Below are 10,682 nucleotides of genomic sequence, written 5' to 3'. Positions count from 1 at the left end.
CTAAACTTGGCGCGATGAAAAATAGATTATTGAACTAACCGCTCAGGCCACTAGGCGAAAAAATCAAGGATGGTAAAAACCAGCGCACGGTGCTGACCGCCGAAGAAGAGCAGCGCATTATTAATACCTTTAATTCCAAACTGGCAGTAGAAGATTTTTCCGTGGCTGTTCGCTATGAGGAAATCGCAGCTAAAAATTACAGCTTGAGCGCGGGTCAGTACTTTGATGTAAAAATCGATTATGTGGATATTACGCCCAAGCAATTCACCCAAAAAATGCAAGACTTTACCGACAACTTGGATGATCTATTTAAGAAATCACGAATATTGGAAAAAGAGATTAATAAGCAGTTGGCTGGACTGAAATATGAGTAAGATTACGTCTAGAAGATTGGGCGATCTCATCACATTGAAGCGGGGTTACGATCTTCCCGAGAAGGACAGAATCGCAGGCCCTTATCCAGTTATCAGTTCCGCAGGAATTTCTGGGTATCACAACGAATATAAAATTGATGGGCAAGGCGTTGTAACTGGTCGATATGGCACTTTAGGAGAAATGTATTTCATAGAAGGTAAGTATTGGCCACACAATACTGCCTTATACGTTCAAAATTTCAAAGGAAATGATCCAAAATACATATACTACTTATTGCGCTGTTTAGGAAGAATTCGGACCTCAGATAAAAGCGCCGTCCCAGGAGTTAACCGAAATGAGCTTCATGAAATGGCCATTCCTGCGATTGAAGACACAGGCGTTCAAGTTGCGGTAAGAAAAGTACTTGAAGCAATTGACAAGAAAATCGAACTCAACAACCGCATCAACACCGAACTGGAGGCCATGGCCAAAACTCTGTACGACTACTGGTTTGTACAGTTCGACTTTCCCGACGTCAACGGCAAGCCCTACAAAACCTCTGGCGGCAAAATGCTCTACAACCCAGTCCTAAAACGGGAAATACCGGAGGGATGGGGTGATGCATCGCTAGTTGATATCGCTACTTTCACCAACGGTATAGCGTGCCAGAAGTATTATTCCTCTGATGGCGAGGAAGCGTACAGGGTGATCAAGATAAGGGAATTTAGCTCTGGCTTTGATGACAACTCTGAACTCGTCCGTCAATCAGTTCCCGAAAAAGTAGTTATTCATGACGGCGACATTCTTTTTTCTTGGTCGGCAACGCTGGAGGTAAAATTATGGACAGGTGGTACAGGCGCTTTAAATCAACACATCTTCAAGGTCACCTCAAAAAAATACCCTAAAACATTCTATTATTTTGAAGTATTGAAATACTTAGAACATTTCAAAATGATTGCCCAGCTCAGAAAAACAACCATGGGACATATTACCAAAGACCATCTTACCGGCAGCCGAATCAGCTTGCCGCCGAAAAGACTAATAGAAGAAATCGACAATAAGATTTCACCAATACTCGAGATGATAGTTACCAATAATCAACAAAGTTCAGAGTTCGCAAAACTCCGAGATTGGCTCCTCCCCATGCTAATGAACGGCCAGGTCACTGCAAGATGATCAATATTGCGTTCAGGCTATTGCTGACCTTTAATGCCACATCGCTATTGGTCATTATTTTTCTTGTACAGAAAGGCTATACACTGGGCTACTTTCTTGCAGATATGGGCTGTGTGGGCTGGCTGAATACCTTGCCGAATGCGGTATCTTATATTCTGTATCTGCTGGTTCCATTGCTCTCCACTGGCTTAAGCATTCTATTAAGCTCACGGCTTGGCCGGGATGCCTTTAAACAGAGCGAAGTCGCCAGCATAGAGCATGCAAACAATAGTTTCTTGCCTAGTTATTTGGGCTACTTCTTTGTTGCACTCAGCATCGGCAACTGGGAAACCTTGGCCTTTGTCTACGCGGTACTGTTTGCGTTTACTTTCTTGTCGCAAGCTCTGTATTTCAACCCGCTGTTCCTAATCTTTGGCTACGAGTTTTACAATATCACCACAAAAAATGGTACGGCGATCTTTCTGATCAGCCGCCATAAGTACAAGAAACCAGACGAAGTCGCCATTGCTACGGCTTTCCGCATCAACAATTACACATTTATTGAACGGGGATAATGGTATGGATCATGTGCTGGCCAGGGTAAAACGGCTCACCAAGAAGCCGTTCTTCAAGTTAGTGTCAGATCACACCCTGTATGAGAACACAAAGGTCAATCTGGCGACCTGCGTTCCTTACTCGCCAGATCATAATCTGGATGAAGACTCATGGTTCAAGGTCGAGCAGTTTGGCCAACAAACATTTTGCATAGACTTACTGAAAAGCAACTTTGATTCAAAAGACTACGACGATTTGAAAAAAGAGCAATTCGCCAACATTTCTTATATTTTCTCCGTTCAGGGCGATGATTTTTATTTCCAGAAAATCACGTCTTCTCTTTTCATCAGGAAGAAAATTATCGGCTTCGGAGAGGCAGCAGCAATCGAGGAAAGTAGCAATCGCCTCGTGATCAATGACCAACCAGACGCCATTTATTTCAAGCAAGCAGACACCCTGGCTTTTCGTAACCTAGCGGCCATTTCCGGAATTTTCAAAGGCATTGACGCTCTTTACCGAGAAGCTACACAACAGGAAACAGAAGCTTTCTTACAGTCAGCGTTTATTGAACTAAAGAACAATTACGACGCAAGCAAAGTTTCAAAACCAAACCGAAAGCGGATCGCTTTGGCGATGGATGCCCTAACCAAGATGTCAGCCCAGGATAAAATGGATATCCTTGCTTATATTGGTGACTACTGCGACCAAAAGCTCAAGTTCGATCAGGCGGCCCAGAAATTTGAAATTTCAACGGACAATGAGCTGAAGCTTCTGCTTTACGGAGTCGAACAACGTTTCTATACCACGCTATTCGGACAGGAAAGACGGCTCGCAAACTCTGTGCAACCAGTAGGTTGAAGTTTTTACTCGACTCAACTGTAAAAGCTGACAGCCTATGGCTCGGTGCCAGCCACTGGACAAGACAAATTAAAGCATCAGGCACCAAGGTATATCGCCGTGACTTGCACCCGCTCATGTCCGAGCTCACGGCTAATCTGCTGTCGAGCTTGGTGGTCACTCGCACGTTGAGTTGCGTCAAGCTGAGATTTGCTAGGGCCACCAGCCGTCGGGGCTTTCCACCCCGTCAGAGCCTCATAACGGCTTTGTGCGTACTGATGACGTAGCCCGTGCATGTGGCTCAGTCCGGCCGCTTTGCACTGACCATCGTAGACGTGCCGTTGCAGGATGTAGTTTCTGTGTGCCGGGATCAATGACCCGGCTCCCACCAGACGATGCGCCGTCTTGAGCACCTCGCGTTGCTCGGGCGTGGTGATCGGCACGGTGCGTTCCCTCCCTCCTTTCGTCCACGAGCCTTTCAGGGCGAGATGATCGCCACGGTCGGCATAGCTGGGCTGAAACTTGATCGCCTCTTCCCGACGCAACCCGAAGACAGCTTGTAGCTGAAGGCTCATGCGCACGTGGGCATCGGTGACTAGGCCAAGCCCCGAGCCCAGTTCCCGGGCCTTGCTTACGTTGGTCACATAGCGGCGCTCGGCCACGCCAAGCTGCGTGTTGTCCGCTGGCAGGATGCCAGACTTGCCGATCTTCTCGGCCCACCAGCGCAGATGGGAGAGCCGATTCTTGATGGTACCGGGCGACAATCCCTCACTTTGCCAGCGATCCAGCAGCGTCTGGACGTGCTTGCCCTTGAGCGACGATGCCTTCATCTGCCGAAAACCGGCCTCGCGCAGTTGCCGTGCAGCCAACGTCAGAGAGCGCATGCGGTCGGCCTGGGTGTTGTGGCTGCCGTCGCGGTTGCGGTGGCAAAGCTGCCGCAGGGTATAGGTCAAGTCATCCATCTTCCGGTCTCCCAGAAAGCGTCGTCGTGCTGCGTTGTCCTGAAACTCATTGGTTAGTGTTGGTGCCAACTCGCTAGGCGAGATCCCGTGAGGGCAAGGGCATGGTGTTCAGGAGACACCAGAGCCTCGAATGAGGCGTCCGTCTTGCTTCCTGCTGGAAGGCCGGACGGAGGTCGTGCGAGATGAACAGGCTATAAGCGTCGATGAGTCCTCCTGTGAAGTGAGTGGGGTAAGGAAAGCGGCGGCGATCTGTGCATTGCGCACAGGCCATAGCTGCGAGGGACTGTGCGCCGAGGGCGCGGGAAGGAATGAGCGCGAGCAGACGGAGAAGGCTCCGCCCCATGGGTAGGGGCCGGTATGCAGCAGGAGCCTGGGCATACCTAGGTGGGTTCCGCCCTGACGGGTCAGCGCTTGCAGGAATCCGCGCTGTTGGGGTGCCGATGTACGAAGCCCATCGGTCTTGGCAACTGCCCGGTCAGTGTAGGGCGGCCATCATCATGTATTCCGCATGCAATAGGATCAGGCTTTCGCCCGTATTGCTGCTGGCGTGGGCGGGGCCGTCACTGCGGCGTGCAGTGACGGCCCATCTCGTGGCATCCGATTCGTGCAAAGAGTAAGGGGCTGCGGCAGGCGCATACATATCCCCAGCCTACGGCACTGACGCGGCCTTCGGCCTTGTCGGCTACCTGTGCAGAGGCGGCATGGTAGCCATGCCGCTCCTGCACAGGCAGCTTGCGTGCAAGGCTGATCCAGCGGCTCTGGGGAAGCGGCTCGGCGTTGGGGCCGATTTCGCGCGTAATGGGAGTCAATGGCGGGCGCGCAAGCCGCAGCGGAGCGCAGCCGCAGGCGAGCACCGAACGGGTGAGCACCCGGCGCAGCGCACCATTGACGCCCATGCAGCGCAGCAGACTTTCGGCAGGGTGCAGGGATGCTCTACCCCCTGCACCCTTGCCCTTCGGCGAGAACGGAGTTCCAAGAGGCAGCGCCTCTTGGTCAAGGCCGCAGGCCGCGAAGAGCGCGCGCTATGCTGGCATCGTCATCCGGGCTGATCTATGATCCCGATGGCCCCTTGGGGTACAACTGGGGGTACTTCCAACGATTCCCGCGAGGGCCATGGCGCGCTTTCCCCGCGAAACTCAGTGCTCATGGACCTTTACCGACCGATCAACGTTTAAACGTGTGATCAACGTCTAAGCGTCCGCTCGCTTGAAAAAAGGCCCCGACTCGTCGGGGCCTTTTAGTTTCTATCGAAGGGGGTGCAATCCGTTAAAGCGGACCAGGGTCGGGCATCGGATCCGGCGGCGGAGCGACCTTCTCGAGTTGTTCGAGCACTTCTTCCGGCAGCTCGTCCGGGCCTTCGAACTCGGTATCGCTCTCGGCGTCGTCGAGGTCGTTGAGGGGCGATTCGTCGGCTCGCCAGGGCCAGGTGGGTTGCGGCTGCATTTGGGGTTCGGTGCCAGGCATGGCTCTGTCCTCTGAAAGGGGCCTGGGACGTTAGGCATGTATCCCTGCAGCGGGTTCGCCGATGGCGGGACCGTCCGGCGCAATCTGGACGGTCCCGCACCGGATCGCTACTTGAAGTTGCGCTTCACCAGCCGCTCCAGCCAGCCGACGATGCCGGAGCGGAACAGCAGCACGCAGAGCACGAAGATCACCCCGAGGATCACATGCACCCACTCCCCCAGCGGTCCGTTGGACAGCGAGCTTTGTAGCGTCACCACCACGGTGGCGCCGACCAGCGGCCCGAGGATGGTGCCGACGCCGCCGAGCAGGGTCATCAGGATGACCTCGCCGGACATGTGCCAGTGCGCGTCGGTCAGCGAGGCCAGCTGGAACACCACGGTCTTGGTCGCGCCAGCCAGACCGGCAAGCGCCGCGGAGATGACGAACGCCAGCAGCTTGTGCCGGTCGACGTTGTAGCCGAGCGACACGGCGCGCGGCTCGTTCTCACGGATGGCCTTGAGTACCTGGCCGTACGGCGAGTGGATGGTGCGCTGGATGATGGCGAAGCCAATGACGAACACCGCCAGCACGAAGTAGTACATGGCCATGTTGTTCTTCATGTCGACAAGGCCGAACAGGTGCCCGCGCGGCACGCCCTGCAACCCGTTCTCGCCGCCGGTGAACGGCGCCTGAACGAAGACGAAGAACACCAACTGCGCCAGCGCCAGGGTGATCATCGCGAAGTAGATGCCCTGCCTGCGGATCGCCAGCATGCCGAACAGCGCACCGAGCACCGTCGAGGCCAGCGTGCCGGCGAGTATCCCCAGCTCGGTACTGAGCCCACTGTAGCTGCTCAGCATGCAGCCGGTGATGTAGCCGCCGGTGGCGAAGAACGCCGCATGGCCGAAGGACAGCAGCCCCGCGTAGCCGAGCAGCAGGTTGAAGGCGCAGGCGAACAGGGCGAAGCACAGCAGCTTCATCAGGAACACCGGATACACCGCCAGCGGCGCCAACAGCGCGATCACCAGCAACACCGCATAGAAAATCTTCTGCCGCCGCGCGGCCGCGTGCCTGCGCTCGCGTACCACACTGGCCTGCCGCAGCGATGCGGCCTGCACGTTTGCCGGATTCGTCATGCTCATGCCTCCTTACCAAAGAGTCCCGCAGGACGAATCAGCAACACCGCCACCATGACCAGGAACACCACGGTGTTGGCCGCTTCCGGATAGAACACCTTGGTCAGCCCCTCGATCAGACCCATGGCGATGCCGGTGATGATGGCGCCGAGGATCGAGCCCATGCCGCCGATCACCACCACGGCGAACACCACGATCAGCAGGTTCGAGCCCATGCCCGGCGTCACCGCGTAGATCGGCGCAGCCAGCACGCCGGCGAATGCCGCCAGAGCCACACCGTAGCCGTAGGTCAGGGTCACCAGCAGCGGCACGTTGATGCCGAAGCCCTGCATCAGTTTCGGGTTCTCGGTGCCGGCGCGCAGATAGGAACCCAGCCGCGTGCGTTCGATGACGTACCAGGTCGCCAGGCACACCACCAGTGCGGCGACGATCACCCAGGCGCGGTAGGTCGGCAGGAACATGAAGCCGAGATTGAAGCCGCCACGCAGCAACTCAGGCATTGGATAGGACGAGCCGGACACGCCGAACAGCTTGACGAAGCTGCCCTCGACGATCAGCGCCAGGCCGAAGGTCAACAGCAATCCGTAAAGGTGATCCTCACCGGCAATGCGCCGCAGCAGGCCGCGCTCGATGGCCATGCCCAGGCAACCCACCACCAACGGCGCCAGCACCAGCGCGAACCAGTAGCTCACACCCAGGTAGTTCAGCCCGAGGAAGGCCACGAAGGCGCCCAGCATGTACTGCGCACCATGGGCGAAGTTGATGATGCGCAGCAGGCCGAAGATGATCGCCAGGCCCAAGCTCAGCAGTGCGTAGAACGCCCCGTTGATAAGACCGAGCAGCAACTGCCCGAGCAGCACGCTCAGGGGTACGCCGAATACGAGAGTCATGGTTCACCACCCAAAGGAAGTCCGTGGCACCCGGCCGTTGCCGACCGGGTGATGGCGCGGATCAGCCGGTCAGTCCTTGGCGACCAGCTTGGTGCACTGGGTCTCGGCGATCGGCCGGTAGGCCTGCTCTCCCGGAATGGTGCTGACGATCTTGTACAGGTCCCACTCGCCGGTGGATTCGGCCGGTGTCTTGACCTGCACCAGATACATGTCATGCACCATGCGGCCGTCCTCACGGATACGACCGTCCTTGGCGAACATGTCGTTGACCGGGGTCTTGGCCATCTGTGCACGCACCGCGACGGTCTCGTCGGTGCCGGCGGCCTTTACCGCGTTCAGATAATGCGTAGTGGCCGAATAGATGCCGGCGTGCACCATGCCCGGCATGCGCTTGGTGCGCTCGTAGTAGCGCTTGGCCCAGGCGCGGGTGTCGTCGTTCATGTCCCAGTACCAGCCGGTAGTCAGCATCAGGCCTTGGGTCACGTCCAGGCCCATGGCATGGATGTCGTTGAGGAACACCACCATGCCGGCGAGCTTCTGCCCGGACTGGGTGACGCCGAATTCGCTGGCGGTCTTCAGCGAGTTGACCGTATCGGCACCGGCGTTGGCCAGAGCGATGACCTCGGCTCCGGAGCCCTGCGCCTGCAGCATGTAGGAAGAGAAATCGTTGCTTGGGAACGGATGGCGGACCTTGCCGACGACGCTGCCGCCCTCGCCTTCCACCACCTTGGTGATGTCGTTTTCCATGGCGTGGCCGAAGGCATAGTCGGCGGTGAGGATGTACCAGCTCTTGCCCCCATCGGCGAGTACGGCCTTGGCCGTGCCATTGGCCAGCGCGTAGGTGTCGTAGGTCCAGTGGATGTGGTTGGGCGAGCAGAACTCGTTGGTGATGCTGGAGGCCGCCGCGCCGGAGATCAGCGCCAGCTTGCCGCCCTGCTCCACCACCTTGCTTGCGGCCAGCACCACGGAACTGGCGACCATGCCGGTCACCATGTCGACGTTGCGCTCGTCGATCCACTGGCGCACGGTATTGGCGCCGACGTCGGGTTTGTTCAGGTCGTCGGCATGGAAGACAACGATCTTCTTGCCGTCGACCTTGCCGCCGAAATCCTCCACCGCCATCTTCAACGCTTCCAGGCCGCCCGGGCCGGAGAGGTCGCGATAGGTGCCGGACATATCGGCCAGGTAGCCGATGCGGATTTCGTCATTGCTGATCTCGGCCTGGGCGGCCGAAGCGATCAGGGAAGAAGCCAGGATGGCGCTCGCGCTCTTGCGGAAAAAGCTCATGTATTCACCACTCTCGATTGTTTTTGTTGTGGTTCGGGCCGGCATCCACTGCGGCCGGTTGCTGCTTCCTGAGTCGTCCGGGGCTTACACCCCGAGACAGGAATTGAGGAAATCCTTCTTCGAATCCAGGTCGGCCGCCTCGATCTCTTCGATGATGCGGCCGTGTTCCATGACGTAATGGCGGTCGGCCAATGGCGCGGCGAAGCGGAAGTTCTGCTCCACCAGGACGATGGTCAGGCCGCGCTGTTTGAGCTTGATCAGCACCTCGCCGAGCTTCTGCACGATGACCGGCGCCAGGCCTTCGGTGATCTCGTCGAGCAGCAGCAGGTTGGCGCCGGTGCGCAGAATGCGCGCCATGGCCAGCATCTGCTGCTCGCCGCCGGACAGCCGCGTACCCTGGCTGAAGCGGCGCTCGTAGAGGTTGGGGAACATTTCGTAGAGCTCGTCCAGGCTCATGCCGCCGCTGCGTACCGTGGGCGGCAGCAGCAGGTTTTCCTCGACGCTCAGGCTGGCGAAGATGCCGCGCTCTTCCGGGCAGTAGCCGACGCCCAGCCGCGGAATCTGGTGGGCCGGCATGCCGATGGTTTCGTTGCCGTTGACCACGATGGAGCCGGTGCGGCGCCCGACCATGTTCATGATCGCCCGCAGCGTGGTGGTTCGCCCGGCGCCGTTGCGCCCTAGCAGCGTCACCAGCTCGCCGCGGCCGACCACCAGATCGACACCGTGCAGAATGTGCGATTCGCCGTAAAAGGCATGCAGATCACTGACGCGCAGCTGATCGCGGTCCATGGGTGGATTCATGCGTGCGCCTCCTCGAGTGTCGCGGCTTCGCTGCCGAGGTAGGCCTCGCGCACCTGCGGGTTGGCCGAAACGCTTTCGTAGTCGCCCTCGGCGAGTACCGAACCACGCGCCAGCACAGTGATGCGATCGCACAGGCGGCTGACCACGCTGAGGTTGTGCTCGACCATCAGCACCGTACGGTTGGCCGCGGCCTTGCGCACCAGCTCGACGACCATGTCGACGTCTTCGCTGCCCATGCCCTGGGTCGGTTCGTCGAGCAGCAGCACGAAGGGGTCGAGCGCCAGGGTGGTGGCCAGCTCCAGCGCGCGCTTGCGGCCGTAGGGCAGCTCGACTGCCAGGGTCTGGGCGAAGGATTGCAGGTCGACTTCAGCGAGCAGCTGCATCACCTGGTCGTCCAGCTCGCGCAGGCTGCGTTCGGATTTCCAGAAATGGAAGGAGTTGCCCATCTTCTGCTGCAGCGCTACACGCACGTTTTCCAGCACGCTCATGTGGCCAAATACTGCGGAAATCTGGAACGAGCGCACCAGGCCGAGCCGGGCGATCTCGTTGGCCTTCATCGAGGTGATGTTCTTGCCGCGATAGAGGATTTCGCCACGGGTGGGCGTGAGGAATTTGGTGAGCAGATTGAATACGGTGGTCTTGCCGGCGCCGTTGGGGCCGATAAGCGCATGGATGTGACCCTGACGGACCTTCAGATCGACGGAATCCACTGCGGTGAAGCCGCGGAATTCCTTGGTCAGGCCGCGCGTTTCCAGCACGAACTCTGGTTCCTTTGGGTGCCCTCTAACCTTGTTTGTTGTTGTTGGTTATGGCGCAGGTCGCTGCATGACCTTTACGTAAACGATAACAACCAGTTTCCGTATACGGCAAGTGGCTTTTTCAAACGGGTGATTGAGCGGTAAAGCGGGCAAATGAAAGGCAAAAGGCCAGTATTTTTCGCGCCATTGAGGTAGTTGGTTTGCATCGGCGATGCAAACCGCGAGCGCCGAAAGAAGGCCCGGCCGACGCAGAAAAAGCCGGGCCTATGCGGCCCGGAAATTTCCAACGAGGAGGTTCACAGCGGTTTCGCGGTTACCACAACGGCAGGCTGTAGCTGACGATAAAGCGATTCTCGTCCAGGTCGCTCTGGAAGTTGCTTCGCGTGGTGGCGTTGCGCAGCTTGAAGCCGAGGTTCTTCAGTGGGCCGCTCTGGATGACGTAGGCGATGTCGGTGTTGCGCTCCCAGGTCTTGCCTTCGCTGGCGCCGGCGCCACGGTCGACGT

General features: G+C 57.7%; 12 protein-coding genes. 4 read left to right on the top strand and 8 right to left on the bottom strand.

The window, feature by feature from the left end:
* Positions 1–62: 62 nt before the first annotated feature.
* Genes RT582_RS22145 through RT582_RS22130 form a run of 4 tightly spaced genes read left to right on the top strand, consistent with a single transcriptional unit; the run spans position 63 to position 2,922 of the window.
* Positions 63–374, top strand: coding sequence for an N-6 DNA methylase (locus RT582_RS22145; protein ID WP_125862788.1), 312 nt, complete (start codon positions 63–65; stop codon positions 372–374).
* A complete protein-coding gene (locus RT582_RS22140) occupies positions 367–1,530 on the top strand; it encodes a restriction endonuclease subunit S (RefSeq protein WP_125862789.1) in 1,164 nt (387 codons plus the stop codon). The genes RT582_RS22145 and RT582_RS22140 overlap by 8 nt, the downstream gene beginning before the upstream one ends.
* Complete coding sequence (locus tag RT582_RS22135; protein WP_125862790.1) at positions 1,527–2,084, top strand: hypothetical protein; 558 nt, start codon at positions 1,527–1,529, stop codon at positions 2,082–2,084. The genes RT582_RS22140 and RT582_RS22135 overlap by 4 nt, the downstream gene beginning before the upstream one ends.
* Positions 2,085–2,088: 4 nt before the next feature.
* On the top strand, positions 2,089–2,922 hold the full coding sequence (locus RT582_RS22130; protein ID WP_125862791.1) for an ATP F0F1 synthase synthase: 834 nt from the start codon (positions 2,089–2,091) through the stop codon (positions 2,920–2,922).
* A 77-nt stretch (positions 2,923–2,999) separates the two neighbouring features.
* Here the strand turns inward: RT582_RS22130 and RT582_RS22125 are convergent, their stop codons facing one another.
* The 8 genes from RT582_RS22125 to RT582_RS22090 all read right to left on the bottom strand — a co-directional run.
* A complete protein-coding gene (locus tag RT582_RS22125) occupies positions 3,000–3,863 on the bottom strand; it encodes an integrase domain-containing protein (protein WP_125862792.1) in 864 nt (287 codons plus the stop codon).
* A 1,266-nt stretch (positions 3,864–5,129) separates the two neighbouring features.
* Entirely contained in the window at positions 5,130–5,327 is a 198-nt protein-coding gene (locus RT582_RS22120; protein ID WP_014819329.1) for a hypothetical protein, read from the bottom strand.
* Between the two features lie 107 nt (positions 5,328–5,434).
* Positions 5,435–6,442: a branched-chain amino acid ABC transporter permease gene (locus RT582_RS22115; RefSeq protein WP_125862793.1), complete on the bottom strand. Its 1,008-nt coding sequence runs from the start codon at positions 6,440–6,442 to the stop codon at positions 5,435–5,437.
* Positions 6,443–6,444: 2 nt separating this feature from the next.
* Positions 6,445–7,332 (bottom strand): branched-chain amino acid ABC transporter permease, encoded by an 888-nt coding sequence (locus RT582_RS22110; RefSeq protein ID WP_003280114.1) that lies wholly within the window; start codon positions 7,330–7,332, stop codon positions 6,445–6,447.
* A 69-nt stretch (positions 7,333–7,401) separates the two neighbouring features.
* A complete protein-coding gene (locus tag RT582_RS22105) occupies positions 7,402–8,619 on the bottom strand; it encodes an ABC transporter substrate-binding protein (RefSeq protein WP_101276991.1) in 1,218 nt (405 codons plus the stop codon).
* An 84-nt stretch (positions 8,620–8,703) separates the two neighbouring features.
* Positions 8,704–9,420 (bottom strand): ABC transporter ATP-binding protein, encoded by a 717-nt coding sequence (locus RT582_RS22100; RefSeq protein WP_174214551.1) that lies wholly within the window; start codon positions 9,418–9,420, stop codon positions 8,704–8,706.
* Positions 9,417–10,178: an ABC transporter ATP-binding protein gene (locus tag RT582_RS22095; protein WP_014597518.1), complete on the bottom strand. Its 762-nt coding sequence runs from the start codon at positions 10,176–10,178 to the stop codon at positions 9,417–9,419. The genes RT582_RS22100 and RT582_RS22095 overlap by 4 nt, the downstream gene beginning before the upstream one ends.
* A 313-nt stretch (positions 10,179–10,491) precedes the next feature.
* The coding region (locus RT582_RS22090; RefSeq protein WP_313480038.1) for an OprD family outer membrane porin at positions 10,492–10,682 on the bottom strand (191 nt) is incomplete at its 5' end.

This window comes from Stutzerimonas kunmingensis, assembly GCF_032106285.1.
Taxonomy (GTDB): Bacteria; Pseudomonadota; Gammaproteobacteria; order Pseudomonadales; family Pseudomonadaceae; genus Stutzerimonas; species Stutzerimonas kunmingensis_B.
The sequence above is the reverse complement of the archived record's forward strand: the minus strand, read 5'-3'. Positions and strand labels throughout refer to the sequence as shown.